Here is a 25873-nt window from a genome sequence, read left to right as displayed (position 1 = left end):
CCCGCCGTCCCGCCGCCCGGACCCGGTCCACATCGTCAGACGGGCTGCGCGGCGGCGCCCCCCAGCCTCCCGACGCGATCGGCCAGGTCCTCCCACGGACGCGGAGCGACGACCGGCACACCGGCCTTGCGCGCCCGCGCGGCGAGCCATCGGCCGTAGAGCACGCTCACGCGGGCGCGATGGCGCTGCGGCCCGGCCTCCGGCTCCCGGCGCAGGTAGTTGGCCGTCACCTGCGCCTCGTCGTCCTCGTGGAGGAAGACGCCACGGACCGGGCCGCCGGGCGTCACCACGCGGGGCAGGAGGTAGTCGCCCTCCAGGACCACCGGGGTGTCGGTGCCCACGTGGTTGGCCACGACCGCCTCGACCGCCGGGACCAGCGCCTCGGCGATCGCGATCTGCCGCTCGACCACCGACTCGGGCGCCCGACGGGCGGCCTCCGGGTGCGTGCGCCAGTAGTGGACCTCCGGCAGGTGCTCGGGCAGCGTCACCGCGAGCAGCGCCTCCACGATGTCGTCGACCTCCACGACGGGCACGTCGTACCGCCGCGCCAGTGCCCGCGCGACACCGGTCTTCCCCATCCCCGACGCGCCCCCGACGACGAACACCCGCCAGCCGGGAGGCCCGGGCACCTCACCCGTACCACTCATGGGCCCTCCTCTTCGGTCGCCGACGCAGACGCCGACACCGACGCCGTCACCGACACCGGCACCGACGTGGAAAAACACGATGGCCCGAGCGCACGCGGTGGCACAGGCTGGGCCGATCACCGGAGCGGCTCCACCGAGCCGCTCCCGGCCCCCGCGCAGGCGACAGAGTCATCCTCACCGAGGAGTCACCCATGATCAACTCCGTTCCCCTCGCCCGGTTATCGCCCGAGGACGCCACCGTCTGGCACGCGGTCGTGTCGGCCTCGCTCGCCGTCGATCTGCCCGAGGAGCCCAGGCCCACGGTCGAGCAGATCCACGCCTGACTCTCCGTCACCGGGCGGCACAACCGCCGGCTGCTGTGACTGGCCACCGACCCCGGACCGCGGCGGTGGTGGTCAGCGGGCCCAGGGCAGTTCACGGGCGCCGTCGGTACCGGGGACGGAGGCCACTCCGTCGGCGGGCATCGAGACGTGGGCCTCGGCTTGTTCCGGGGCGTGGATCCGGCGGACCAGGTTCGGCGGCAGGATCAGGGTCTGCCCGGCCGTGACCTTCTCGCTCCGGCCACCGCAGGTCACCTCCAGGGCCCCTGCGGTGACCGTCCAGACCTGTTCACGGCTGATCGAGTGTGCGGGGCCGGTGGCGCCGGCGTTCATCGTGACGGTCCACGTGCTGAGCGCGGTGCTGCCGCGGCTGGGAGCCGCCAGACCCGCCATGGTCGCGTTCGGGGAGACGGTGACGTGGTCCGATGAGGGGGTGATCACCGTCATGGCGGCGCTCTCGTCGTGGTCGGCCGGATCGGCGGCGGCCGTCCATTCGACGAGCTGGACGACGACACCGTTCGGGTCGGTCATCTGGAGCAGCCGTTCGCCCCACGGCTCCTCGCGCAGCGGCATCGTGAGGGGAGCACCCGCCGCGCGCAGCCGGGCCTCCTCCGCCGCGAGGTCGGTGACGGTGAGCGCCAGGATCAGGCCGGCCGCCCGTTGGGCGCACTGCTCGGGCGCGAGGATGTCCGCGCCTTCGCGGAGCAGGATGACGTCGACGGCGGCGTCCCCGCGTGTCAGGGCCGCGAAGCCCTCGTCGGCCGTGGTCACCGCGTAACCGAGGTGGGTGCAGAGGAAGTCGCGGGAGGCGTCCACATCGGCCACGGTCAGGGAGAGGGCGGAGCCGGAGACGTTCATGACCGCACCTTCGCGAAGCGGGTGATGGCGAACCCGGAGTCGAAGGACCGCGTGCTGACGGGAGCGAAGCGCGTCGGAGCGAAGGGGCCGTCGAACAGGGGGATCCCGGATCCGATGACAAGGGGTTGGCGCTTGATGATCAGTTCGTCGATCTCGTCGCGCAGTACGGCCGCCAGCTTGCCTCCGCCGCACAGCCAGATGTCCATGCCGTCCTGTTCCTTGAGCTCGCGGACGAGCGTGACGGGGTCGTCCACGACGGTCACCGCCGGATCCGGGCTGACGAGCGTGCGGGAGACGACGTACTGGTTCAGGTGGGCGTACGGGCTGGTGAGCCCGGCCTTGAGGCCCGGGTCGTAGGTCGCGCGGCCCATGATGACCGTGTCGAAGCGCTGAGCGGCCCGGTCGGCGACGCCGAACGGCTCGCGGGCGGGGGTGGGCATGGTCTCGGGGAAGTCCGCCAGGATCGCGGCGGCCTCCTCCCCTTCGAAGGGGAGGAAGTCGTACTGGCCCTCGGGCCCGGCGATGAAGCCGTCGAGGGTGGCGGAGACGTAGTAGGTCAGCTTGCGCAAGGGCTTCTCGCTTCTTCGGTGGAGGGGGTGTACGGGGATCAGGACGCGGGCACGTCGAGCTGAAGCTCGTGCGTGCGCCGGTAGGAGCGGAACCCCAGTCGGTGGTTGACGGCCAGCATGTGGCTGTTGTCGTCGGCGTTGTCCGTCTCGATCTCGACGACGTCGGGGTGCTCGGCGCGCAGCCGCCGCACCATGGCGGCCTTGACCCACAGCCCGAGACCGTGGCCGCGGTGTGCCGGCACGACCGCCGTGTCGTACTGCTGGGCGCGCGGACCCGCGCCCTGAGGGAGAAGGATCTCGGTGTAGCCGGCCATGGTGCCGTCGTCGTGGACGGCGGCGATGGTCAGCAGGGTGTCCCCACGCTCGGCGACCACGCGGCCCATGGCGCGGACGCGGTCGGCGTCCCACGCCACGCTGCCGTAGTCCAGGTCTCCTACGGGCATGTCGTTCATCGCGTTCTTGGCCGCGGCGAAGGCGTCGGCGAGGCCGTCGGGAACGGTTCCGGTCCAGCTGGTCAGCCGGTAGCCGGGGTGCTCGGCATCGGCTGTCCGCAGGACGTCGGACCCGTCTGCCTCGTCGAGGCGCAGGATGAGGTGATCCAGGGTGAGCGCCCGCCGGAAGCCGTGGCGTTCGCTGAAGGCCTCGCCGGGACCGCCGGCCGCGACCGTGGTGATCAGGCTGCGCCGGTTCTCGGCGCGGCAGGCCGCCACCGCCGCCGACAGCAGGAGGGTGCCGATGCCCAGGCGGCGGTGGGCGGGGTCGAGGTGGAGTTCCAGTTCGGCCAGGTGCTCCTGTCCTCCGGAGGTGAACAACCGCAGGCCGGCGACTCCGACCGGGGTGCCGTCGGCACCGGTGGCCAGCCAGGAAAGCCGGCGACTGCCCAGGGCGGGCTTGGTGAGCTGGGCGTGGATCTGCTCCGGGCCGGGCGGCGGTACGTCCGGCAGGTCGTGGGCCATCGAGGCGGCGACGACCTGATGCCACGCGTCGACCTCGAAGGGCGAGACGGTCTGGAGCGGGTGTACGTGCACGGGTGTCGGCAAAGTGGTGACTTTCGTGATCGAGCAGCACTTCAGGCTGGTGTGAACGTGTGCGCCCTCGTCGGCGGGGCTCCGCGACTGAGGGCGTGGAGGGGCATGCCGAGTACCTTGCCGGTGGATCTTGATAGATTCCCGATGCTTCTTCTACGCACGTGCTGGCGACCCCGGAGTGACGGAATGCGGTTCACGATCCTCGGCCCGGTGGAGGTCGTGGTTCCCGGCTCCGACGTGCCCGGCCTGGCACCTCGCCATCGCGCGGTGCTCGCCTACCTGTTGCTGCACGCCGGGGCGGCGGTCAGCACGGATCGCCTGGTCGACGCGATGTGGGGGCCGCTGCCGCCGGACTCGGCCCGCGCGCAGATCCAGACCACGATCGCCGCGATCCGGCGGATGCTCCGGGCTTCGGGAAACGACCGGATGCTGGTCACCCGGCCCGCCGGATACGTGATCACCCCCGAGCCGGGACAGCTCGACCTGGACGAGTTCACCGGCCTGATCGCCACATCGTCGGCCGCCCCGGAGGACCCGGTGGCCACCGTGGACCGGATACGTACGGCGTTGGCGCTGTGGCGGGGAGAGCCGCTGGCCGACATCACGGCTCACTACGTCCAGGGCGCCAGAGGACGCCTGAACGGGCAGCGTCTCACGGCGGTCGAGCGTCTGGCCGAGCTGGAGCTGTCCCTGGGCCGTCATGACGACCTCATCGACGAGCTGTCCGTCCACGTGGCGGCCCACCCCCTGCGGGAGCGGCTGTGCTGCCGGCTGATGCTCGCCCTGCACCGTGCCGGACGCCAGACCGACGCGCTGGACGTGGCGAGGACCTTCCGTTCGAACCTGGCCGAAGAACAGGGACTCGACCCGGGGCACGCGTTCAACAAGCTGGAACAGGACATCCTCCGGGACGCCCCCGATCTGCGGCCGCCACCGGCCGCGGCGCAGGAGAAGCCGCGGGGAGGCAACTTCCTGCCGTTCGACGTCCCGGACTTCACCGGACGCGACGGCGAACTCGACGGGCTGACCCGCCAGTGGGCGGGCAACAGCGGCGCCGTCGTGACGATTTCGGCGATCGACGGGATGGCCGGGGTCGGCAAGACGACGCTCGCGGTCCACGCGGGGCACCGACTCGCCGACCGGTTCCCCGACGGGCAGCTCTTCGTGGACCTCCAGGCCCACACCGCCGGTCAGGTGCCGCTCGACTCCGGCGCCGCGCTGGAGGTCCTCCTCGGACAACTCGGTGTGCCCGCGCAGCAGATGCCGGCGTCGGTCGCCGATCGCGCCGCGCTGTGGCGCTCCGAGCTCGCCGGCCGCCGGGTGCTGGCCGTACTGGACAACGCCCTCGGCACCGAGCAGATACGTCCCTTGCTGCCGGGCGCCTCCTCCCGCGCCCTCCTCCTGATCACGAGCCGCCGGCGGCTGACCGACCTGGACGGGGCGCACGCCCTGTCCATGGACGTGCTGCCCGCAGCCGACGCTGTCGAACTCTTCACGGCGATCGTGGGCGAGCGGGCGGCCGCCGAGCCCCTGGCCGTCCTCGACGTCCTGCAGCTGTGCGGCTTCCTGCCGCTGGCCGTCCGCATCGCCGCCGCCCGCCTTCACCACCGACCCCGCTGGACCGTCGCTCACCTGGCCGACCGGCTAGGCGACCAGCGCCGACGCCTCGCCGAACTGGCCACCTCCGAGCGGGGGGTGGCGGCGGCGTTCACGCTGTCCTACCAGCAGCTGACGCCGGACCAGCAGCGCATGTTCCGGCTGCTGGGGCTGCAGCCGGGCCGTGACATCGGGCCCGAGGCGGCCGCCGCGCTGGCCGGCCTCCCGCTCGACGAGGCCGAGGCACTCCTCGAAGACCTCCTGGACGCCCACGTCCTGTCCCAGCACCAGCTCGGCCGCTACACCTTTCACGACCTGCTGCGCGAACACGCCCTGGCCACCGCCGCCCAGGAACCCTCCGAGGCCCAGAGCGAGGCACTCGGCCGACTGTTCCACCACTATCTCCACACCGCGAGCATCGCCATCGACCATCTCTACCCCGAGGGCAAGAACCGCAGGCCACGCATCCCCGCACCGGACACCCCCTCCTGGCCCCCGCGGGACGAGGCCGAGGCGATCACCTGGCTGGACTGCGAACGCGCGAACCTCATGGCGACAGGCCAGTACGCGGCCGAGCACGACTGGCACTCCCACACCAGCCGACTGGCCGCCACCCTGCACCGATACCTGCTGGGCCACGGCCACCAGGCCGACGCGCTGGCCCTCAACGGCCTGGCACTGCGAGCCGCCCGCCTGAGCGGCGACACGGCGGCCGAGACACGCACGCTCATCGACCGCGGCCAGGTGTACTTCTGGTGGCATGGCGCCTTCGAGCAAGCGGCCGAGCACTTCCGGAACGCCCTGGACCTCGCGCGCGAGACCGGCGACCAGGGCGCGATGGCCAGCGCACTGGCCGCCCTCGGCACCGTCTTCACGCGGCGGCGCGCATACGACCGGGCCCACGACCACTGCGTGCGGGCCCTCGCGCTCTTCCAGGAGCTCGGCGACCGTGGTGGCGAAGCGAGATGCCTGACCGACCTCGGCATCGTCCACGAACGCCAAGGACGCCACGAGGACGCCCACGAGCACCACCGACAAGCGCTGCACGTGTACCGCGAGACGGGATCCCGCATCGGCGAGACCGTCGTGTTGAACAACATCGGACTGCTGTACCAACAGCAGGGCCGCTACGACGAGGCCCGGCGTCATCACGACGAAGCCCTCGACCTGAGCCGCCGGTTCGACTTCCCCGGGGACGAGGCCGAGTCCCTCAACGCCCTCGCGGAAGCCTCCCGGTCCCTGGGCGACCTCGACCGGGCGGCGACCGAGTTCGACTCCGCGCTGACCCTCGCCCGGGAGTGCAGCTACCTCCCCGAACAGGCACGCGCCCACAACGGCCTCGCGCATGTCCACCGCGACCTCGGCCGCGTCCCCCTCGCCCACGACCACGCCCGACAGGCCCTCGACCTCTACACGGCCCTCGCGGTCCCCGAGGCCGAGGAGATCCGCACCTTCCTCACCGAGCTGCCGCCGACAGCGACGGACCCCACATCCCCGGAAACCTCCACTGCCCACCAGCCGTCCTGAACACGGGGAGCACCGGGAACGCCGGGAACGCCGGGAACGCCGGGAACACCGGGAACGCCGGGAACGCCGGGCGGAAGGGATCAGGCGTCTTCCGGCTCCGGCGATCCCGCAGGTCGATTCCACACAGGCCGGCCACCTCACATGCTGCTCCGGCCAGTGGGCCCCGCAGATCGACCAGCTGCGCGCGCATGTCGCCGGACCTCGGCCAGAGTCGTTCGTGCTCGATGGCGCTGCGGCCCGACGGGCAGTCGCCCTCGTACGCGCGCGGCGCCGGGTGTCATCGGGACACGAAGGGATCGCCCTGAGCACCTTCGACGGCCGCCGCTTCGCGGGTGGCTGGATGGGATCGGCCCAGGCGGTCGAACGGCTGGCGCGGATGCCCGCCGAGGCCGGTCTGCTGAATACGCGGGTCAGAGGGCGGCGAGGTACTCCTCACCCTTCTCCGTGATCCGCATGGCGTTGTCGATCACTGATCGATTGGCGAGGCCGTCGCGATGCAGGCCCCTGAAGTGAGCCGAGATGTCACGGGAGAGGATGGCGTCGCCGAGCTTGTCGGTCAGCCAGGTGACGTCGTTGGACTTCAACGCCGGTACACCCAGTTCCTTCGCCAGCCTGATCGCCCAGAGGAGCCGGTCGCGCTTGAGCTTGACCTGCTGGTAGGGCGGCACGCCGTCGATGGACGCCGGGATGTGGTCGATCTCGGAGAAGTCGTCGGGGACGGTGAGTGCGCGTGGTTTCCGCCGTGCGTTCGCGCGGGCGGTGGTCGTGGATGCCGAAGACGTACGGGTGCGTTTGCTCCGGTGGCTCTCGTAGCCGTCTTCGAGGAGATCCAGCAGGGAGTCCGAGAGGTAGTAGGAGCCCCTCTCCGTTCCCTCGTGGATCCAGCCGGCCCGCACGGCCTTGTCGAACTCCCGCGAGAAGTGCGTGGGGATGCGCTCACGCGCCCGCTCGAAGAGTCTTCGAAGATCCTGGTGGCCGAATGTCTCACGGCCCTCCACCAGTGTCAGGTAGGCGGCGAAGGCGGTGATCTTCTCCGGGACGGTCTTGGCACCAGAGGCGTCGAGCGCGCGACGAGGACTCTCCGGCAGTGACTGCCGCGCCGACCGGCCACGGGAAGGCAGCTCTCGGACGCCCTCTTCCCTCGTCAGGGCGAGCTCGGGGGGCGAACCGGGCGGCTCGGGGCCGGGAGTGGCATGGATCAGACCCGCGGGGGCCTGAATGATGGCGATTACCTGTGCGCCCTGGGCCACATTGATGTCCTGCTCGAACGAGATGCGACCGCCAAATGGACTTCATTGCTCATTTCGGTCATGTAGAAAGGGTATCTCGCAGGGCGCGTCTGGCACAGGTCTGCCCAGAGCCGTGCGACGGGGGCTCCCGGTGACCTGCGAGCGCGGTCCCTGTGTGTAGCCCGCTGTGCTCGACGGGTGGCCGTCGACAGGGGGTGTCCGTCAGGAGAACGCGGGAACCAAGGTGCACTTCAACGGGACCCCTGTCCTGTCGTACGGCATGACACTTTCCTGGCGTCTGGCGCCGTCCTTGCGTTACTCGTAGTTCGTGGCCGCGCGGAGAGCACGGGCCAGGAAGGTCCAGTTCCCACCGGAAGGGACCGTCTCGGCGGCGTTCCGGTATGCGCCTGGAGAATCGTCCACCCAGGCGGCGAGCGCCTCCAGGAAAGCCTCCAAGGTGTTGTTCTCCCACTCGTGACCGCCGGCGTGGAACTCCTGATGCAGGTCCTGGAGGAAGACGACCAGTTGTTCTCGGCTGTGTATCTCGGCGTCCGGTCCAAAGAGCATGGCGGCACCGTAGCCGGTGGACCGAGGTGGTGGGTTGATCCGCAGGGACAGCGGAGGAGCACCTGTTCCACTGTGGCGAGGTCGGCGGCATCCAGCGCGTCCTTCTCACGGGCTTCGTCCGTGCCGAGGAAAGCGCCCGGATTGTCGGCGCAGACGTCGGCGAGGGAGCCGTACCTGCTCACGCAGACCACGATCCGTGTTCCGCAGATCGTCGCGTCCCCGGGCACGCGGATGCGGCCGTACTCACTGGAACGACTGCCCAGAACCCCGACCTCGGGGAGGAGCCCTGTACGGGCAGGGCAACCACGAGCCCTCGCTCTCGGCCCCGAGGGGCTGGGGAACCTTCGCCATCTGGCAGGCGACGAGGGTTACTCCAGGTCGACGCCGTATCCACGTACGAGGGTCTCCAGGCCATGGTCGTAGCCCTGGCCGACGGCGCGGAAGCGCCACCGCGGGCCCCGGCGGTAGATCTCGGCGAGGAGCAGGGTGCGTTCGCTGGTGGCGGCGTCCAAAGTGGCCTGGGCCGTGGCCGGAGCGTCGACGCCCGGTGCGAGGGTCATCTGGACAGCTCCGACGTCCCCGAAGGTGGCGGCACCGTCGATGGCGGCGGCGATCGCGATCCTGTGGGCGGCAGGAGGCAGTGCCGCGAGGTCGACGGCGATGGTCTGCTCGGTCGGGCCGTCGCAGAGGAGACGAATGGCTCCGTCAGGGCTCTCCGACGCGCTGTAGAAGACGAAGTCCCCGTCGCAGGAGACCTGCTCGTCCTCGTCGAGGACGAAGGCGACGACGTCGATCTCGCAGTTCGTCTGCTGCGCCCAGGAGGCACTCACGTGCCACTGGCCGGCGGTGGCACGTGTGGGGAGATCGATGACCCCGCCGCGCGGCAGGACCTCGGTCATCTCATGGTCCTGGGCGGGGACGTCGGCCGACTCGGAGGTGGGGGATCCGAGCCATCCGTGCGCGTGGACCGGAAGCTCCAACGCGGTGATGCGGGTCATGCGGCGGTCGAGTTCTCCCCCGGGGAAGAGGACGACGTCGGTGACGCTCGCCGAGAGGTTGATCGCGGCGGCCCCGCCCAGCTCGACGACCCTGGCCCGGGCAGCGGATGCCTCCTCGTGGGTGCCGCCCAGAATCAGGATCCGCCGACGGCCGAACGGCTTGGCGGAATGCGCGGGCTCGGGTCGCCTGGGCGCCGGCACGTCCGCGACGGCTGCGGCCGCAGCGGGGGACGGCGTCGGCGTCGTAGGCGGAGCGGCCGGGGAAGTCGCTTCCGGGGTCTTCTTCTGCGTCTGGCTCTCGTGCGGCGTTCCGGGACTCACCTCTCCCAACAGCTTGAGGAACTCGTGCTCGTCGATGACCGTGACGCCTTCGGCGATCGCGCGCCGTGCCTTCGCAGAGCCCGAGGCCGCGTCGTTGGTGACGAGAGCGCTGGTGTGCCGGCTGACCGACGACATGATGTTCAGGCCGACGGCGACGGACCGGGCCACCAGTTCGGACCGGGAGGTCGCTGTCTCGCCCGTGATGGCGATCTTCATGCCTTGGACGAGCGGACCGCCGGGTGTCAGGCGGCCCGGGTTCCGGTAGGCGCACGGGGCCTTCGGTGGATTCGGTGCGAACTGCGGATCCTGCCGAGGAGGGCAGGGCACCAGCGGCAGCGGGACGTCCAGCCGCGCGGCTTCGGAGAGGGAAGACCGGAAGATTCCCGCGAGGACGCGCGTATCGTCCAGCGCGTCATGGGCGAGGGTCTGCGGCACGCCGTAGTGAGCGGCCAGCGACGCCAGGCTGAGGTCGGCGGAGGGCGGCTCCACACGCCGATTCAACGCAAGGGTGCACAGGCGCTGGGTGACGGGGAGATAGAGCCGGGCGCGGGCGAACTCATGGGCCAGGAAGTCGTAGTCGAACTGTGCGTTGTGGGCCACCATGACGCGGTCCTGCAGGAGCGCCCCGATCCGTCCGGCCACGTGCCCGAAGGTCGGGGCGCCGCTCAGCCGCTCCGCGGTCAGGCCGTGGATGTGCACGGGGCCTGGATCGCAGCCGGGGTTCAGCAGGGTGGAGTACTCGTCGGTCTGGGTCCCGTCCGGCCCGAAGGTCAGCACCGCGATCGAGAGGATCCGGTCACGCCGGGCGATCAGGCCGGATGTCTCTACGTCGACCAGAGCCCAGTCGTACGCGTAGTCGGCCAGGTGTGACACGTCGAGTGCGGCGGCGAGAGACATGACGGTAAGGATGATCCGGGCGCGATCGCAGCTTCAACCCGAATGCCGATTTGTCCCCTCGGCCCCGCCGAGAGACCGCCCCGAAACTTCGGCCGTTTTCGGGCCGGACGGCCCGCCGAAGGTTGCTTCTGGCCGGTTCCAGCCGGACAGAACGAGCCATCCGAGGCCGCCTGCCTGCCGCCCCCGCCACCGACGGAGAACAACCTTTGACCAGCAAAAAGACCCTCCCGAAGGAGGGTCTTACGCGGAGCGCCCCCGGCAGGACTCGAACCTGCGGCCAAGTGCTTAGAAGGGACTTGGCCGCAGCAGCGCCCCTAGGACCCTGACCAGCCACTTCGATGCCCTCCGATGCGCACTCGCAGAGCCTTCCCCGCGCATCATCCGGAGGGCCTGACTCCGGGTGCTTGGTAGAGCATGTTCCATCTAGTTTCTGAAATATCGCGACTCAAGCGACTCATCGCGTCTCAGCGCAGGTCAGGAGGGGGTGCACGCGAGACAAACATTGCGACTCATCGCGTCTCAGGTCGCGACTCAGCCTGCAGACGTAGAGCGAGGCCACCCCCAGCGGCGGGTTGGTGGCCCTCACGAACGACGGCGCCCTGACCGTGATTGAGAGAGACCAGGGCCCGCAGATTGTTGCTTCCGTCCCCCGGCACCTGGAGCAGGAGCGTGCGACTGATGCGCGTCCGTCTGGACCTGAAGTGCCGGAGAGGGAGGTTGGTAGTTCGGCTGATCGAGCGGGGAGTCTCGTCCTACGCTGGGCTTCTTGTCCATTGCTCTGTGGAGGTGTCGTCGTGTTGGTCGAGGGTCTGATTGCAGTGGCTGCGGCTGGTGGCGGGGCGATCGTGCAGGCGGCGGCGACCGATGCCTGGGCCGGGATGCGTAGCGGTGTGGCACGCATCCTCGGTCGCGGCGACACGGGTCGTGAGCAGGCGGAGTTGGAGCGGCTGGATCAGACGCGGGCCGAGTTGGAGTCGGCAGGCGACGGCACTGGGTCGGAGCGGGTGCAGACGGTTCTGGTGACGCGCTGGCAGACCCGTCTGGAGATGCTCCTGGAGCAACTTCCTGAGGGGGAGCAACAGCAAGTGGTCGCTGAGCTGCAAGCTTTGATTGAGCAGGCGCGATCCCAGGCGCCGGCACAGAGCACACACAACGACTTCAGTAACGCGACCTTCACCGACAGTCAAGTTCTCGGCAGCGGCACGCAGAACAACACGATCAATCGGTAGCGAGGCGGGCGGAAGGCGTGGGGGCAAAGAAGAAGTCCGGGAAGCGCAAGAGCGGCGGGGCGAAAGACAGGTCCCCGAGGCAAGGGCAGCGGACCGGGGGTAACTTCGCGGGGGCGTCGTTCGAGCGTAGTCAGGTGCTCGGTAGTGGGACGCAAACTACGAATACCTATGTTCAGCAATACGCGCCGGTTCCCACTGCACTGGACGCATTGCCGCAGTTGCCGCCAGGATTCACTGGTCGTGATGACGATCTTGATTTCGTTATGGGCGTAATGGATCCCGATCGCGCTAGCGGGCCCGCGGTAATCGTCCTATCAGGGTGGGGCGGGGTCGGAAAGACTACTCTGGCCTATGCGGCTGGACACAGGGTGCAGAAGCAAGGTTGGTACACTGGCGTTCTGCTGGTCGATCTACGTGGATATGACCCAAGCCCAACCCAAGCGGATGACGCTCTCGAAGCACTCCTGCGATCGCTCGGAGTGCAGCTTGAGCATCTTCCGCCGCCCGGGATAGGGCGGGAAGCCTTGTATCGGTCGCAGTTGAATGCGCGGCAAGAGGCAGGCGAGCGTTTGCTGGTTGTGGCTGACAATGCGTCCGCCGTTACTCAGGTGCAGCCGTTGCTGCCGCCAGGGCATCATGGGATGCTTATCACTTCGCGACATCGGCTCACAGGGCTAGGCCGCATGCGGATCATTCATCAACTCCAGCCAGAGGATGCCGTTGCCCTGCTGGATTCGGCGCTGAAAACCAATGACCCTGCCGATGAGAGGATAGAGCAGGAGCCGGAAGCGGCTGAGCGAGTAGCTTTGTCTTGTGGATATTTGCCGCTGGCTCTACAGATCACTGCAGCGCTTTTGGCTCAGGATCCCAGTCAGCCACTGTCAGAGCGGGCTGAGGCGCTTTCTCAGCCTGAGGCTGCCCTCAACGGTCTGGACGACGGCGAACGGAGCCTGCGCACTACTTTTGCTCAGTCTCTAGAGCGCCTCTCTCCACAAGAGCAAGACCTTTTCCGCCTGTTGTCACTTAATCCGGGCCCTGATATCGCAACTGCCGCAGCCATGGTGCTGGTCGACGAGTCCCAGTCGGTTACTGAACGACTTCTAGGGAGGCTAGCCGCCAGTCATCTAATTGAACGAAATCCCGCCAACCGCAACCGGTGGCAAATGCACGACCTCCTGCGAGCCTATGCCCTCGAGCAAGCTGAATTGATTACGAATAGCGGGCGCTCTCCGCGCCGCCGCTATGAGCAGGCACGGAATCGGCTAGTCGAATACTACGTAGAGCATGCCCGAGCCGCGGATAGCCATTTCGTTTTTGGCAGGCCTCCCTCCTCGCGGTTCGCAGACTTCGAAAAGGCGGCAGATTGGTTCGACGCTGAACGTGAGAACCTGGTTTCCGCCGCCCACATCAGCCTTGAAGCAAGCCGCGACCTGAGCGTTGCTATGCACTACCACTTGCGCTGGCGACGGCACCTCAAAGACCTGCTCGCTGTCAGCTCCCTCGCCCTTGACGCTTGCCTTGCTCTCAAAGATTCTGTAGGTCAAGTTAACGCTTGGAGCAACCTCGGTCACGCCCTTGGTGAATTGCGTCGATTTGATGAATCCCTTCAAGCTCACGAAACCGCCCTGCGCCTATTTAAGAAATTTGGGATTGCCAGGCATGAAGGTGCCATCTGGAATAATCTTGGTATTACGCTTCAAAAGTTGCGCCGCCCAGATGAAGCCCTTGATGCACATCAAACTGCCCTCCGTCTGTTTCGGCAGTCTGGCAATATCAACGGTGAAGGTATGGCCTGGAACAGTCTTGGTCTCGCTCTCAAGGAACTAGGTCGCTTCGATCAAGCCTTCCATGCCCATCAAACGGCCCTTCGTCTTCACCGGCAGGCTGGCGACCAACGAGATGAGGCCGGTGCCTTGCATAATCTCGGTCTCGCGCTTAAGGAACTGCGCCGCTTCGATGAAGCCCTGCAGGCTCACCAGACGGCCCTTGAGTTGCACCAGCGGTCCCAAGATGTCCATAACGAAGCCGCTGCCTGGAACAATCTCGGTACCACCCTTCGGGAATTGCGTCGATTTGAGGAAGCTGCCATCGCAGGCAGGCGGGCTGCTGCGATTTTTGCTGAGGTTCAGGACTGGTTCCTAAGTGGTGAGGCTTGGGCGGAGTTGGCCGTCACTCTAGGTGCATCGGGAGCCGAGCAGTCTCAGATCCGAGAGGTGTGGGAAATGTCTTCTATGGCCTATGCCCGTGGTGGTGATCGAGAAGCAGCAGAAGAGTCTCGCGCGAAGGCCGAGAGCTGTGATAGTCCAGGCGACAAACTCCTGCCGGAGCGCCGAATTTGAGATCGGCCGCACCGCGCTGCGCCAAGTGCTCGACTGCTTGTCGGACGAGCACTTTATCAAAGCTCACGGCCGGAGTCCTACCGCGTTGTAGGCGCCCAGCGTCGCACCCTCTATGAGGTACCGCGGGCGCCTTTTTGCTAAGCCATGCGTCAGCGGGTCAACTGGGGCGCCATCCCGGATTGCTGCTCCCGAAAGCCCGGGCATTCTGTCCGGGCTTTCGCCTGCCCTACCACCCATGCTTTCCGTCGTCGTGGGTGGTCACCTACCCATCCGTGTCTGCGTCGGTACCGTGAGAGACGCCCCTACTCAGCAGCGGGAGGCAACACCCCATGCGTGGTCTTGGAGATCACCTCAGCATCGGCGAACGAATCGCGTGCTACCGGAAGCGCCGCGGCTACACGCAAGAGGTCCTGGCCGGGTTGGTCGGCCGTAGCACCGACTGGCTGGCGAAGGCCGAGTCCGGTCGTCGCAAGCCGCCCCGGGTCGACATGCTCGCGGAGCTGGCGCGCATCCTGCGGGTTCCGCTCGGGGATCTGCTGGGGCAGTCCATCCTCGTAGAGGACGAGAAGCAGCAAGACGACGTGCCGGCGGTGCGTGACGCGCTCATGAGTCCGCGGCGGCTCTCCCGACTGCTGTTCGGGCCGGAGGTGGATGCTCAGTGCTCACCTCGTACGAATTCGGGACCCCGCTTGGCCGCCGCGTGTACGACCTCCGGCACACCTGCCTGACGAACTGGCTCAACGCCGGCGTACCGCCCGCGACCGTGGCCGAGTGGGCGGGCAACAGCGTCCCCGTCCTCCTCGCCACCTACGCACGGTGCATCGACGGCCAGCTCGACGACCTGAAGCAGCGGATCGAGGGAGCGGGGGAGCTGCCCGACCCCGCCACGGCGAGAGTCTGAAAACTCCACCGCGTATTCACCGAGGCCACCCGCAGAAACGCGGGATGAGCCGGAGCCAGCCGGACACGTCCGCTGCCCGCCAAGGGGCGTATCCGGCTCCGCCCAACTCTCCGGAAACCTGCTCTGACCAGGAAAAAGGCCCCTCCCGAAGGAGGGGCCTCGCTGTGCGCCCCCGGCAGGACTCGAACCTGCGGCCAAGTGCTTAGAAGGCACCTGCTCTATCCACTGAGCTACGGGGGCCGGGTGGTGGCCGTGTGGCCAGGAGCCCCTTGTGGGTGGGGTGTGGCCTGCCGGGACAAGGATAGGGCTCCGATCGCCTTGGCCCGGTTGCTTCACCTGCGTGGCACGATGTGGAGGTTCGGTGAAGCGGAACGATAATCGCAGGCAGGTGCGATTCGCGCAGCGCTTTTCGCGCCACTCGGGGCGGGTGTTGTGCACTCGTTATGCCTGAGGTTCCGGTCACCACCCCTCACTTCGGCGCGCAGGGCCGCAATAGGCTTCAAAAACACTCATAAATTGGGCATTCTTCGCATGTGGTGACCTTGGACGAACGGCCTCAGCTGATCGACGCACTCTCCGCCCTGCGCGACCGTGTCGCCGCCGTGCGCCTTCCCCTCCCCCTCCCCGACACACCACGCGCCCGGCAGACCCGGGCCGAGCTGCTCGCTCAGCTCGACGACTATCTGGTGCCCCGGCTCAAAGATCCCGACGCCCCGCTGCTCGCCGTCGTCGGCGGGTCCACCGGGGCCGGCAAGTCCACGCTCGTCAACTCCCTTGTCGGGCGGCGCGTCAGCGAGTCCGGTGTGCTCCGGCCCACCACCCGCACCCCCGTGCTCGTCTGCCACCCCGAGGACCACCACTGGTTCGCCGGGATGCGGGTCCTCCCGCAGCTCACCCGCGTCTGGCTGCCGCAGGTCGACGACGACCACGCCGACGACGCCCCGCCCCCCGAGGAGAACGCGCTCCGCGTCGAGACCGCCGCCTCCATGCCCCGCGGCCTCGCCCTCCTCGACGCGCCCGACATCGACTCCCTCGTCGTCGAGAACCGGCTCCTCGCCGCCGAGTTGATCTGCGCCGCCGACATCTGGGTGATGGTCACCACCGCCTCGCGGTACGCCGACGCGGTGCCCTGGCACCTCCTCCGTACCGCCAAGGAGTACGACGCCACGCTCGTCACCGTCCTCGACCGCGTCCCCCACCAGGTCATCGGCGAGGTCTCCCGCCAGTACGAGGCCCTCCTCGACAAGGCCGGTCTCGGCGACGTGCCCCGCTTCACCATCCCCGAGCTCCCCGAGTCCGCCGACGGCGGCAGCGGCCTCCTCCCCGACTCCGCCGTCGCCGCCCTGCGCGGCTGGCTCGCCCACCGCGCCCAGGACCCCGCCGCCCGCCAGCAGGCCGCCGACCGGACCGCCACCGGCGTCATCGACTCCCTCGACGCCCGCCTCCCCGGGCTGGCCGGCGCCGTCGCCGCGCAGTACGCCGCCTCCGTCCGCCTCGGCGGCGCCGTCGAAGCCGCCTACGGCGAACAGGCCAAGCGGGTGCGCGAACAGCTCGGCCGCGGCGCCGTCCTCGCCGGCGACGCCCGCACCCGCTGGCGCGCCTACCCCCGCGACAGCACCGCCGACGAGCTCCTCGACGCCCTCACCGAGTCCCTCGCCGCCCTCCTCCACTGCGCCGTCTCCGCCGCCGAGGAACGCGTCCGCGACGCCTGGCGCCGCGAACCCGCCGCCGACGCCCTCGGCCCCGCCCGGACCGGCTGCGACCGCGACACGGCCGAGCGGATCGGTGTGGAGGTACGGCGCTGGCGCCGCGTCCTGGAGGAGGTCGCCGAGGAAGAGGTGCGCACCGTCGAGCGCCCCTCCGCCCCCCGTACGGCCGCCCCCGAGGCCGACACCGTCGCCGCCCTCCTCGCCGCCTCCCTCCTCGGCGGCCGCCGCACCCGGGCCGCGGGCGAACGCCTCGCCGAACTCCTCGGCGCCCAGGCCGCCCTGCGCCTGCGCGACAAGGGCGGCGAACTCGTCCTCTCGTACGTCGACCGTGTCCTGCACGCCGAACGCGACCGGCGCCTCGCGCCCCTCGCGGCGCTCGACGTGACCCCCGAGCCGCAGGCGGAGCTGATCGCCGCGCTCTCCGTACTGCAGAAGGAGAAGTGACGTGAGTGATGTGGTGGACGACGACGCATCGCGCGGCCGCGGCGGAGCCCGTGCCGACGGGGGAGGGAGCGGCGGGGGCGATCGGGCCGGTGACCGGGCCGGTGGCCGGGATGGTGACCGGGCCGGAGACCGGGTCGGTGCCTCTACTGGGGGCGGCCGCGGCGACAGTCCCCGCGACCGCGACCGCGACCGCGACCGTGACCGCGACCGTGACCGCGACCGCGACCGCGACCGTGACCGCGACCGCGACCGCGAGCAGCCCGGTCGCTGGGACGACGGGCTGATCGCGCGGCGCGCCGCCGAGCGGAGTGCCGCCGTCGCCGACGTGCCTCCCGGCGCGGACGACACCCAGGAGCCCGACACCCTGCCGCCCCTCGGCGGGAGTTACGGCGGGCCCCTCCGAGCCCGCCTCGACGCGCTCCACGAACTCGTCGGGCTCTCCCGCACCCGGGTCGAGAGCGAGGCCCTCGCCGAGGCCGGGCGGGTGCTCGACGAGGCGGCAGCACGGCAGCGGCTCTCCTCCCGGCACACCGTGATCGCGATCGCCGGCGCCACCGGCAGCGGCAAGTCCACGCTCTTCAACGCCCTCGCCGGCGTCCCCGTGTCCGAGACCGGACTCCGCCGCCCCACCACCTCCGCGCCCATCGCGCTCTCGTGGTCCGAGGGCGCCGCCGGGCTGCTCGACCGGCTCGCCGTCCCCAGCCGGCTGCGCCGCCGGCCGCTCGCGGGCGGCGCCGTCGACACCGGGCTCCAGGGGCTCGTCCTCATCGACCTCCCCGACCACGACTCGGCGGTCACCGCCCACCGCGACCAGGTCGACCGGGTCCTCGGTCTCGTCGACGCCGTCATCTGGGTCGTCGACCCCGAGAAGTACGCCGACGCCGCCCTCCACGAGCGCTACCTCCGGCCGCTCGCCGGGCATGCCGAGGTCACCTTCGTCGTCCTCAACCAGATCGACCGGCTCGGTACGGAGGCCGCCGACCTGGTCCTCGACGACCTGCGCCGCCTCCTCGACGAGGACGGCGTCGCACTCGGCGAGCACGGCGAACCCGGCGCCACCGTCCTCGCCGTCTCCGCCCTGACCGGCGAGGGCGTACCCGAACTGCGTGACATGGTGGCCGGATTCGTCCAGGAACGCACCGCCCCCGAGCGCCGGCTCGCCGCCGATGTCGACGCCGCCGCGGCCCGGCTGCGGCCCGCCTACCTCGGCGAGGGCCGGTCGGGGCTCGACGAGCGCGCCCGCGAGGCCTTCAACGACCGGCTCGCCGCCGCCGTCGGCGCCCACGCCGCCGGCGAGGCCGCCGAACGGGTCTGGCGCCGCGGCGCCATCCGCGCCTGCGGCACCCCTTGGCTGCGCCTCTACCGCTGGTACGAGCGGATTCGCGAGCACGGCTCCACCGACCCGCACCTCGCCACCCCGGTCGAGGACGAACTGACGGCCCGCCAACGCGTGGAGCAGGCGGTACGGGTCGTCGCCGACGAGGCCTCCCGCGGCCTCCCGACCCCCTGGGCGCAGGCCGTGCGCGAGGCGGCGGCGCGCGGGGCGGAAGGGCTGCCCGAGGCACTGGACGAGCTCACGGTCACCATCGGCGACGCGGCGGCCCGGCCGCCCCGGCCCGCCTGGTGGCCCGCGGCCGTCCTCGCCCAGGCCGTGATGACGCTCCTGCAGATCTTCGGCGCGCTGTGGCTGGTGGGGCAGATCATCGGCGTCGTCGAGCCGGGTCTGCTCCCGCCGGTCCTCGTCATGCTCGGCGGCATCATCGGCGGACCGCTGGTCGAATGGGCCTGCGAGGGAGCCGTCAAGGGCCCCGCGCGACGGTACGGGCAGGAGGCCGAACGCCGCCTGCGCGAGGCGGCGGCGGCCTGCGGCCGGGCCCGGGTGCTCGATCCGGTCGCGGCGGAGCTGATGCGCTACCGCGAGGTGCGCGAGCAGTACGCGACGGTGGTGGGCACGCGTCCGTCGGCACGGATCGTCGGCGGAATCCGCGGCGGTACGGGGCGGCTGGGCGCGACCCGGACGGGGGTACGGGGGAGGTAGCGGCGTACGAGGGGGGGAGGGCTGCCCGGCGCCCTCTTCCGGAGCCTCCCTCTCCCTCTGCGGCCTCCCTCTGCGGCCTTTCCGATACACCCTTACAGGTGGGGAAGTTGTCCACATTCCCGCCCCTGTCCACAGCCCCCGGCGGCATCTTCTCCGCGGCCTCACGATGGTGTCCGACCGGTGAAGAGACAGCAGCGTGAACGCAGGGTGGGGGAACGGACCATGAACGACACGACCGTGACGCTCGTCGGCAACGTGGCGACGGCGGTGGAGTACCGGGACACGGCGACGGGTGGGGTCGCCAGGTTCCGCTTCGCGGTGACGGCACGCCGCTGGGACCGCGAGAAGGGGCTCTGGTCCGACGGGCCCACCAGCTTCTACACGGTGTCCGCATGGCGCTCCCTCGGGGCCAATCTGGCGGCCTCGGTGTCCGTCGGGGAACCGCTCGTGGTGCACGGCAGGCTGAGGGTGCGTGAGGACGAGCGGGACGGGCAGCGCAAGACCTTCGTGGACGTGGCGGCGCTGGCCGTGGGGCACGATCTGAGCCGGGGGACGGCGGCTTTCCGGCGGGTGGCACGGCCGCTCAGGACCGAGGCGGAGCCGGGGGTTTGGCCAGGGGCAGGGCCAGGCGTCGAGCCCGGGGGCGGGCCGCGGACGGAACCGCAGGTGGGGGCGGTGGAGAGGGCTCCGGTTCTCGGTCCGGCGCCGGACCGGGACCCGTGGGCGGTGGCGGCGGAGGAGGCCGCGGGGGAGTCGGCGACGCGGTTGGTGACCGTTCCCTGACCTTGTGTTGTGGCGATTTGTCGACCAACTCGCCCTGCGTGATAACGATTCCGATTCGGAATGGTTATCTGACCGTATGGCCGGGCACCGAGGGGTTCCGCATCCCTAGGATTCCCGGGTACTCATGTGGCACGTGAGCCCATCGGGTCTGTGATCTGCTGGCGTGCGCTCCCCCCACGCGAAACCAGTCCATGGTTCGTGGAGCGACTCGCCCGGAGGGGAAAGCAATGTATTCAGTACGTGGCCGAGGCGCTGCTCGCCTCGCTGCCGCCGCCCTCGTCTCCGGCCTCGTCATGGCCGGTGCGATAGCGACCGCCGGTCCGGCGCTGGCCGAGGACGGTGCCCCGGGCACCGGAGGCGTGACGGCGAAGCTCGGCGGGATGACCGACCGGGACGCCGTCGAGATCGCCGAGAAGAACGGCGAGAAGTGGGCCGTCCAGGGCGGCCTCTTCAAGATGCAGGTCGAGGGCGGGGGAACTCTCCAGACCTACTGCATCGACCTCCGGACGCCGGCCAAGCACGACTTCGACTACAAGGAAGTCGGCTGGGACGAGTCCTCCCTGCACAACAACGACAACGCCGGAAAGATCCTCTGGATCCTCGAGAACGGCTACCCGAAGCTCTCCGCCGAGGAACTCGGCAAGAAGCTCGACGTCGACCTGTCCAAGGACGAGGCCGCCGCGGCCACCCAGGCCGCCATCTGGACCCTGTCCGACGACGTGACGGCGACGCCGAAGAGCCCCGACGCCCGGAAGCTCACCGACCAGCTCCTGAAGGACGCGGTCAAGCTCGAGGAGCCGAAGGCCTCCCTCTCGCTCTCCCCGTCCTCGGTCGCGGGCAAGGCCGGTGACCGGCTCGGCCCGATCACCGTCTCCACCAACGCCCAGATCGCCAAGCTGGCGACCGCCCCGGGCACCCCGGACGGCGTCAAGATCGTGGACAAGGACGGCAAGCCCGTCACCGACGCCAAGAACGGCGACCAGGTCTTCTTCGACGTTCCCGCCGGCACCGCCGACGGCACCGCCGGTCTGACTGCCGAGGCCTCCACCAAGGTCTCCCTGGGCCGCGCGTTCGTCTCCATCGACGGCCCGTCCCAGACCCTGATCCTGGCCGGCTCCAGCGAGTCGACCGTCACCGCCCAGGCCTCGGCCACGTGGGCGAAGAAGGGTGCCGTCCCGGCCGTCACGGTCGCCAAGGACTGCGCCAAGGGCGGCCTCGAGGTCATCGCGTCCAACGAGGGTGACGAGCCCTGGACCTTCGACCTGAAGGGCACCTCGTACACCGTCGCCGCCGGTGAGACGAAGACCATCCCGGTCCCGCTCGCCGAGGACGAGGCCTACAAGTTCACCATCACCGGCCCGAACGGCTTCGAGGAGACCTTCGAGGGCGTCCTGGACTGCAAGACGGCCACCCCCGGCCCGAAGCCGTCCGAGACCCCCACCACGGAGCCCTCGACCGAGCCGCCGACCGAGCCCTCCCCGTCGACCACCGCTCCCACGACCGGTGACACCACGGGCGGCACCACCGGCACCACCGGCTCCACCACGACCGGTGGCGGCGACCTCGCCGAGACCGGCAGCTCCAACGCCACCCCGATGATCGCCGGCATCGCCGCCGCGCTCGTCGTGATCGGCGGCGGCGCGGTGTTCTTCCTCCGCAAGAAGAAGACCGCCGGCGCCTGATCCCAGGCCCCCGGGTGCCGGCCCCGTCGGCACCGGGAAGCCGCCCGGTCCCGTGGAGTGATCTGCGTCACATCATGATCGCCCCGTGATCACCGCACGACCCCGGAACGCGTCAGCGTCCGGGGTCGTCGCACGTCCGGGCTCCGTTTCCGCCCGCTACCGCCCGGTACGGCTCCGCCGCGGCGCCGCGGAGCCCCTCCGCCGGGCCCCGCTCCCGCCTTACCGGTTTCCGCCCGGGGGTTCCGGTCAGGCAAGATGGGTGTATCTGCCCACTCACTCTTTGCCGGACGGTTTCTCTTGGCTGAGTACATCTACACGATGCGCAAGGCGCGCAAGGCGCACGGCGACAAGGTCATCCTCGATGACGTGACGCTGAGCTTCCTGCCGGGCGCGAAGATCGGTGTGGTCGGCCCGAACGGTGCCGGTAAGTCCACCGTTCTGAAGATCATGGCGGGCCTCGAGCAGCCGTCCAACGGTGACGCGTTCCTGTCGCCCGGCTTCACCGTCGGCATGCTCCTCCAGGAGCCGCCGCTCGACGAGTCGAAGACCGTCCTGGAGAACGTGCAGGACGGCGCCGCCGAGATCATGGGGAAGCTCAAGCGCTTCAACGAGGTCGCGGAGCTCATGGCGACCGACTACTCGGACGCGCTGATGGACGAGATGGGCAAGCTCCAGGAGGACCTGGACCACGCCAACGCCTGGGACCTCGACGCGCAGCTCGAGCAGGCCATGGACGCCCTCGGCTGCCCGCCCAGCGACTGGCCGGTCACCAACCTCTCCGGTGGCGAGAAGCGCCGCGTCGCGCTCTGCAAGCTCCTCATCGAGGCGCCCGACCTGCTCCTCCTCGACGAGCCCACCAACCACCTCGACGCCGAGTCGGTGAACTGGCTGGAGCAGCACCTCGCCAAGTACCCCGGCACCGTCGTCGCCGTCACCCACGACCGGTACTTCCTCGACAACGTGGCCGAGTGGATCCTCGAGCTCGACCGCGGTCGCGCCCACCCGTACGAGGGCAACTACTCCACCTACCTCGAGAACAAGGCGACCCGCCTGAAGGTCGAGGGCCAGAAGGACGCCAAGCGTGCGAAGCGTCTGAAGGAGGAGCTCGAGTGGGTGCGGTCGAACGCCAAGGGGCGTCAGGCCAAGTCCAAGGCCCGTCTCGCGCGCTACGAGGAGATGGCGGCCGAGGCCGACAAGATGCGGAAGCTGGACTTCGAGGAGATCCAGATCCCGCCGGGCCCGCGTCTGGGCTCCATCGTCGTCGAGGTCGAGAACCTCTCGAAGGCCTTCGGCGACAAGGTCCTCATCGACGACCTGAGCTTCACCCTGCCGCGTAACGGCATCGTCGGTGTCATCGGCCCGAACGGCGCCGGCAAGACCACGCTCTTCAAGATGCTCCAGGGTCTGGAGACCCCGGACTCCGGCACCGTCAAGGTCGGCGAGACCGTCAAGATCTCGTACGTCGACCAGAGCCGCGCCAACATCGACCCCAAGAAGACGCTGTGGGCCGTCGTCTCCGACGAGCTCGACTACATCAACGTCGGCCACGTCGAGATGCCCTCCCGCGCCTACGTCTCCGCGTTCGGCTTCAAGGGGCCGGACCAGCAGAAGCCGGCCGGCGTGCTCTCCGGTGGTGAGCGCAACCGCCTGAACCTCGCGCTGACCCTCAAGCAGGGCGGCAACCTGCTGCTCCTCGACGAGCCGACCAACGACCTCGACGTCGAGACCCTGGGCTCCCTGGAGAACGCCCTCCTCGAGTTCCCGGGTGCGGCCGTGGTCATCTCCCACGACCGCTGGTTCCTGGACCGGGTGGCCACGCACATCCTCGCGTACGAGGGCGATTCGAAGTGGTACTGGTTCGAGGGCAACTTCGAGTCGTACGAGAAGAACAAGGTCGAGCGTCTCGGCCCGGACGCGGCCCGCCCGCACCGTGCCACGTACAAGAAGCTGACCCGAGGCTGAGCGTGCGCCACATCTACAGCTGTCCCCTGCGCTGGTCGGACATGGACGCCTTCGGGCACGTCAACAACGTCGTCTTCCTGCGGTACCTGGAAGAGGCGCGGATCGACTTCATGTTCCGGCTGGCGCCGGGGGACGGCTCCCCCTCGTTCTCCGGCGGGTCCGTCGTGGCCCGGCACGAGATCGACTACGTGCGACCGCTGGTCCACCGGCACCAGCCGGTGACCATCGAGTCCTGGGTGACGAAGATAGGCGCGGCGTCGCTGACGATCGCGTACGAGATCAAGGACCCCGAGGTCACCTACGTACGGGCGTCCACGGTCGTCGTGCCCTTCGACCTGGAGGCGCAGCGGCCGCGCAGGATCTCCGCGGAGGAGCGCGCGTTCCTCCAGGAGTACGTCGACGACGGGATGACGTCCGCAGCATGACCGTGCTCGCGCCGCTGCACTTCGCCGACGCCAGGGAGGCGGCGGCACTCGCCGCCTTCCTGACCCGGCTCGTCCACTACGACCGGGCCGCCGCCGTCCGCCTCCAGGCCGGCGGCGGGGCGCTGGCCGTCTTCGGCCGTCCGGCGTCCTTCGAGGTGCTCGCGATCCGTACGGCCCGGCTGGTCGACGCCGTCGACCTCGACGTCACCGTCTCCGCCGGTGAACTCCTCGAAGGCATCGAGGAGTCGGCGGGCAAGGCGGTCGTGCCGGACTCCGTCACCGGGCCCCCGTGGACCGGTGTCCTCCCGCCCCGGGCCGGCTGGCGGCCGGTCGCCGGGCTGCCCGACGCCGCCGAGATGCGCGGCGCGGTCGCCGCGGCCGTCGCCGAATTCCGGTCGCGGGACGAGGAGTTGCCCGAGGAGCGGCGCACCACGGCCGAGCGCGACCGGATCGGCCGGGAGATCTGGTCGCGGACCCTCGGGCCCACCGGACTCCCGCTGCGGGCCGTGCACGCCGCGCAGTCGCTGGGCTTCCTGCCGCCCGCGGACACCGAGGCCCCGGTCGCGCTCTTCGCCTCCGGTCCCTGGCTGCGGCTCCGCACCCCGTACGGCTCGATCGCCGTCCGTACGGTGTCCATGTCGCTGACCGTCACCCCGGGCGGCCCCGCGTGACGGACCTCGTCGTCGAGGTCGGCGCGGAGGTCACAAGCGACGAGCTCAACGTCCTCTTCCGCGCCGCCTGGCCCGGGCACCGGGACACCGACTTCGGTCCCGTCCTGTCCCGCAGCCTCCTCCGGGTCACGCCCGCCGCGCCGGGAGGCTCGTCGGGTACGTGAACGCCGTCGGCGACGGCGGCGTGCACGCCTTCCTCCTCGACACCACCGTCCACCCCGACGAGCGCCGGCGGGGGCTCGGCGCCACCCTCGTCCGGACTGCCGCCGAGGCCGCCCGGCAGCACGGCGCGCACTGGCTGCACGTGGACTTCGAGCCGCACCTCACCGCCTTCCACGAGCGCTGCGGCTTCCGGCCGACGGCGGCCGGCCTGATGGACCTCAGCGGGCCTCCCGCTCCCGTCGGCCCGCGCGGCTGAACTTCCGCGCCGCCGCCGTCGCGGCCGCGAGCAGCAGGACGGCGAAGACCGCCTGGCCCCAGGGCGGGGACGAGCCCTCCACCGCCGGTGCCACCCGCCGGCGCGGATCGTAGGCGATCCGTACCTCCCCGCCGTCCGGGGCGATCCGGTGGTTCTCCGCCAGGGCCGACGGGTAGCCGCCGGGGCAGCGCAGGGTGTGGCGGTACGCGGTCCGCTCGCCGCCGCCCTCGCCGACCGACACGTGCTTCTCCTCGTGGACCTTCACCACGACACAGTCCGCGACCGCCCCGCGCGAGGCCCACTGGTCGGCGGTGGCCACCGTGAGCAGCAGTGCGGCGACCAGGGCCAGCGCGCCCCAGATGCCCGCCACCCCGTCGACGAGCAGGGAGTAGGCCACGGCCGCGGCGAGGACCGCCGCCCCGCCGACCGACACGGCGACCGTGGTGGACGGCGCCGACGCGCTTCCGAAGGACCAGGCCGCCCAGGCGTGGACGGCCACCGCGGAGAACGCGGGCAGGAGCGTGGCCACCCAGGTTCCCGCGCCGGCCGGACTCTGTGCCCCTGCGGGGTTCCCCGGCCCTGCGGGGCTCCCCGGCCCTGCGGGGCTCCCCGGCCCTGCCGCGCTCCCCGCCCCTGCCGGGCTCTCAGCGCCCGACGGACCGCCCGTACCCGTTGATGACATGGACATCACCCCCGCAGGGTGGGACGTCCGGTG

The 25873-nt window shown here is 70.1% G+C and carries 23 protein-coding genes and 1 tRNA gene; 15 read left to right on the top strand and 9 right to left on the bottom strand.

Features of this window, described 5'->3' with window-relative positions; genetic code table 11:
• Positions 1-35: 35 nt before the first annotated feature.
• Positions 36-647, bottom strand: coding sequence for a hypothetical protein (locus tag ACIP84_RS20155; RefSeq protein ID WP_401799095.1), 612 nt, complete (start codon positions 645-647; stop codon positions 36-38).
• Between the two features lie 191 nt (positions 648-838).
• Here ACIP84_RS20155 and ACIP84_RS20150 point away from each other — a divergent pair, with 191 nt between their 5' ends.
• Positions 839-970 carry a hypothetical protein gene (locus tag ACIP84_RS20150; protein WP_401799093.1) on the top strand — a complete coding sequence of 44 codons (132 nt, stop codon included), beginning with the start codon at positions 839-841 and terminating at the stop codon, positions 968-970.
• Positions 971-1042: 72 nt separating this feature from the next.
• Here the strand turns inward: ACIP84_RS20150 and ACIP84_RS20145 are convergent, their stop codons facing one another.
• Genes ACIP84_RS20145 through ACIP84_RS20135 form a run of 3 tightly spaced genes read right to left on the bottom strand, consistent with a single transcriptional unit; the run spans position 1043 to position 3422 of the window.
• Positions 1043-1825, bottom strand: a complete 783-nt coding sequence (locus ACIP84_RS20145; protein WP_401799092.1) for a VOC family protein — start codon at positions 1823-1825, stop codon at positions 1043-1045.
• The gene (locus tag ACIP84_RS20140; protein ID WP_355967157.1) at positions 1822-2394 is read right to left on the bottom strand and encodes a dihydrofolate reductase family protein; all 573 of its coding nucleotides are present in this window, start codon (positions 2392-2394) and stop codon (positions 1822-1824) included. The genes ACIP84_RS20145 and ACIP84_RS20140 overlap by 4 nt, the downstream gene beginning before the upstream one ends.
• A 38-nt stretch (positions 2395-2432) precedes the next feature.
• A complete protein-coding gene (locus ACIP84_RS20135) occupies positions 2433-3422 on the bottom strand; it encodes a GNAT family N-acetyltransferase (RefSeq protein WP_401799090.1) in 990 nt (329 codons plus the stop codon).
• A 186-nt stretch (positions 3423-3608) separates the two neighbouring features.
• On the opposite strand from ACIP84_RS20135, the gene ACIP84_RS20130 reads away from it, so the two are divergent.
• Positions 3609-6545, top strand: coding sequence for a BTAD domain-containing putative transcriptional regulator (locus ACIP84_RS20130; protein WP_401799088.1), 2937 nt, complete (start codon positions 3609-3611; stop codon positions 6543-6545).
• 410 nt (positions 6546-6955) lie between these two features.
• On the opposite strand, the gene ACIP84_RS20125 is transcribed toward ACIP84_RS20130, so the two are convergent.
• The 3 genes from ACIP84_RS20125 to ACIP84_RS20115 form a co-directional block, all read right to left on the bottom strand.
• Complete coding sequence (locus ACIP84_RS20125; RefSeq protein ID WP_401799086.1) at positions 6956-7795, bottom strand: hypothetical protein; 840 nt, start codon at positions 7793-7795, stop codon at positions 6956-6958.
• Positions 7796-8089: 294 nt separating this feature from the next.
• A complete protein-coding gene (locus tag ACIP84_RS20120) occupies positions 8090-8341 on the bottom strand; it encodes a hypothetical protein (protein WP_401799084.1) in 252 nt (83 codons plus the stop codon).
• A gap of 368 nt (positions 8342-8709) precedes the next feature.
• Positions 8710-10557, bottom strand: coding sequence for a TerD family protein (locus tag ACIP84_RS20115; protein ID WP_401799082.1), 1848 nt, complete (start codon positions 10555-10557; stop codon positions 8710-8712).
• 794 nt (positions 10558-11351) lie between these two features.
• Between ACIP84_RS20115 and ACIP84_RS20110 the strand changes: the two genes are divergently transcribed.
• From ACIP84_RS20110 to ACIP84_RS20095, 4 genes are all read left to right on the top strand, one after another.
• Entirely contained in the window at positions 11352-11786 is a 435-nt protein-coding gene (locus ACIP84_RS20110; protein WP_401799080.1) for a hypothetical protein, read from the top strand.
• 683 nt (positions 11787-12469) lie between these two features.
• A complete protein-coding gene (locus ACIP84_RS20105; RefSeq protein ID WP_401799078.1) occupies positions 12470-14125 on the top strand; it encodes a tetratricopeptide repeat protein in 1656 nt (551 codons plus the stop codon).
• A 329-nt stretch (positions 14126-14454) separates the two neighbouring features.
• On the top strand, positions 14455-14853 hold the full coding sequence (locus tag ACIP84_RS20100; RefSeq protein WP_401799076.1) for a helix-turn-helix domain-containing protein: 399 nt from the start codon (positions 14455-14457) through the stop codon (positions 14851-14853).
• Positions 14784-15026: a hypothetical protein gene (locus ACIP84_RS20095; protein ID WP_401799415.1), complete on the top strand. Its 243-nt coding sequence runs from the start codon at positions 14784-14786 to the stop codon at positions 15024-15026. Before ACIP84_RS20100 ends, ACIP84_RS20095 begins: the two co-directional genes overlap by 70 nt.
• A gap of 167 nt (positions 15027-15193) precedes the next feature.
• Here the strand turns inward: ACIP84_RS20095 and ACIP84_RS20090 are convergent.
• Positions 15194-15266: transfer RNA gene (locus ACIP84_RS20090), tRNA-Arg, on the bottom strand.
• A 302-nt stretch (positions 15267-15568) separates the two neighbouring features.
• Here ACIP84_RS20090 and ACIP84_RS20085 point away from each other — a divergent pair.
• The 9 genes from ACIP84_RS20085 (at position 15569) to ACIP84_RS20045 (ending at position 25158) form a co-directional block, all read left to right on the top strand.
• Positions 15569-17179, top strand: a complete 1611-nt coding sequence (locus ACIP84_RS20085; protein WP_355967144.1) for a dynamin family protein — start codon at positions 15569-15571, stop codon at positions 17177-17179.
• Positions 17180-17189: 10 nt separating this feature from the next.
• The gene (locus ACIP84_RS20080; protein WP_401799391.1) at positions 17190-19217 is read left to right on the top strand and encodes a GTPase; all 2028 of its coding nucleotides are present in this window, start codon (positions 17190-17192) and stop codon (positions 19215-19217) included.
• 222 nt (positions 19218-19439) lie between these two features.
• Positions 19440-20000 carry a single-stranded DNA-binding protein gene (locus ACIP84_RS20075; RefSeq protein ID WP_401799074.1) on the top strand — a complete coding sequence of 187 codons (561 nt, stop codon included), beginning with the start codon at positions 19440-19442 and terminating at the stop codon, positions 19998-20000.
• A 227-nt stretch (positions 20001-20227) separates the two neighbouring features.
• Entirely contained in the window at positions 20228-21682 is a 1455-nt protein-coding gene (locus ACIP84_RS20070) for a Cys-Gln thioester bond-forming surface protein (protein ID WP_401799072.1), read from the top strand.
• Positions 21683-21979: 297 nt separating this feature from the next.
• On the top strand, positions 21980-23644 hold the full coding sequence (gene ettA / locus ACIP84_RS20065; protein ID WP_355967136.1) for an energy-dependent translational throttle protein EttA: 1665 nt from the start codon (positions 21980-21982) through the stop codon (positions 23642-23644).
• Positions 23645-23646: 2 nt separating this feature from the next.
• Positions 23647-24069 carry a thioesterase family protein gene (locus ACIP84_RS20060; RefSeq protein ID WP_266965987.1) on the top strand — a complete coding sequence of 141 codons (423 nt, stop codon included), beginning with the start codon at positions 23647-23649 and terminating at the stop codon, positions 24067-24069.
• A complete protein-coding gene (locus ACIP84_RS20055) occupies positions 24066-24740 on the top strand; it encodes a hypothetical protein (protein ID WP_401799070.1) in 675 nt (224 codons plus the stop codon). The genes ACIP84_RS20060 and ACIP84_RS20055 overlap by 4 nt, the downstream gene beginning before the upstream one ends.
• Positions 24737-24904 carry a hypothetical protein gene (locus ACIP84_RS20050; protein ID WP_401799068.1) on the top strand — a complete coding sequence of 56 codons (168 nt, stop codon included), beginning with the start codon at positions 24737-24739 and terminating at the stop codon, positions 24902-24904. Before ACIP84_RS20055 ends, ACIP84_RS20050 begins: the two co-directional genes overlap by 4 nt.
• Complete coding sequence (locus ACIP84_RS20045; protein WP_401799067.1) at positions 24901-25158, top strand: GNAT family N-acetyltransferase; 258 nt, start codon at positions 24901-24903, stop codon at positions 25156-25158. Before ACIP84_RS20050 ends, ACIP84_RS20045 begins: the two co-directional genes overlap by 4 nt.
• Here ACIP84_RS20045 and ACIP84_RS20040 read toward each other — a convergent pair.
• Positions 25121-25687, bottom strand: a complete 567-nt coding sequence (locus tag ACIP84_RS20040; RefSeq protein WP_401799065.1) for a hypothetical protein — start codon at positions 25685-25687, stop codon at positions 25121-25123. The two genes, ACIP84_RS20045 and ACIP84_RS20040, sit on opposite strands and share 38 nt — an antisense overlap.
• Positions 25688-25873: the final 186 nt, after the last annotated feature.

The organism is Streptomyces sp. NPDC088707, assembly GCF_044752725.1.
In the GTDB taxonomy this organism is placed as follows: domain Bacteria; phylum Actinomycetota; class Actinomycetes; order Streptomycetales; family Streptomycetaceae; genus Streptomyces.
The sequence above is the reverse complement of the archived record's forward strand: the minus strand, read 5'-3'. Positions and strand labels throughout refer to the sequence as shown.

What these genes read in the sequence shown, in the direction of transcription:
- ACIP84_RS20150 (WP_401799093.1), top strand. Translation starts at nt 839, where the DNA reads ATGATCAACTCCGTTCCCCTCGCCCGGTTATCGCCCGAGGACGCCACC.
- ACIP84_RS20130 (WP_401799088.1), top strand. Translation starts at nt 3,609, where the DNA reads ATGCGGTTCACGATCCTCGGCCCGGTGGAGGTCGTGGTTCCCGGCTCC.
- ACIP84_RS20105 (WP_401799078.1), top strand. Translation starts at nt 12,470, where the DNA reads ATGCGGATCATTCATCAACTCCAGCCAGAGGATGCCGTTGCCCTGCTG.
- ACIP84_RS20100 (WP_401799076.1), top strand. Translation starts at nt 14,455, where the DNA reads ATGCGTGGTCTTGGAGATCACCTCAGCATCGGCGAACGAATCGCGTGC.
- ACIP84_RS20120 (WP_401799084.1), bottom strand. Translation starts at nt 8,341, where the DNA reads ATGCTCTTTGGACCGGACGCCGAGATACACAGCCGAGAACAACTGGTC.
- ACIP84_RS20145 (WP_401799092.1), bottom strand. Translation starts at nt 1,825, where the DNA reads ATGAACGTCTCCGGCTCCGCCCTCTCCCTGACCGTGGCCGATGTGGAC.
- ACIP84_RS20055 (WP_401799070.1), top strand. Translation starts at nt 24,066, where the DNA reads ATGACCGTGCTCGCGCCGCTGCACTTCGCCGACGCCAGGGAGGCGGCG.
- ACIP84_RS20075 (WP_401799074.1), top strand. Translation starts at nt 19,440, where the DNA reads ATGAACGACACGACCGTGACGCTCGTCGGCAACGTGGCGACGGCGGTG.
- ACIP84_RS20155 (WP_401799095.1), bottom strand. Translation starts at nt 647, where the DNA reads ATGAGTGGTACGGGTGAGGTGCCCGGGCCTCCCGGCTGGCGGGTGTTC.
- ACIP84_RS20070 (WP_401799072.1), top strand. Translation starts at nt 20,228, where the DNA reads ATGTATTCAGTACGTGGCCGAGGCGCTGCTCGCCTCGCTGCCGCCGCC.
- ACIP84_RS20115 (WP_401799082.1), bottom strand. Translation starts at nt 10,557, where the DNA reads ATGTCTCTCGCCGCCGCACTCGACGTGTCACACCTGGCCGACTACGCG.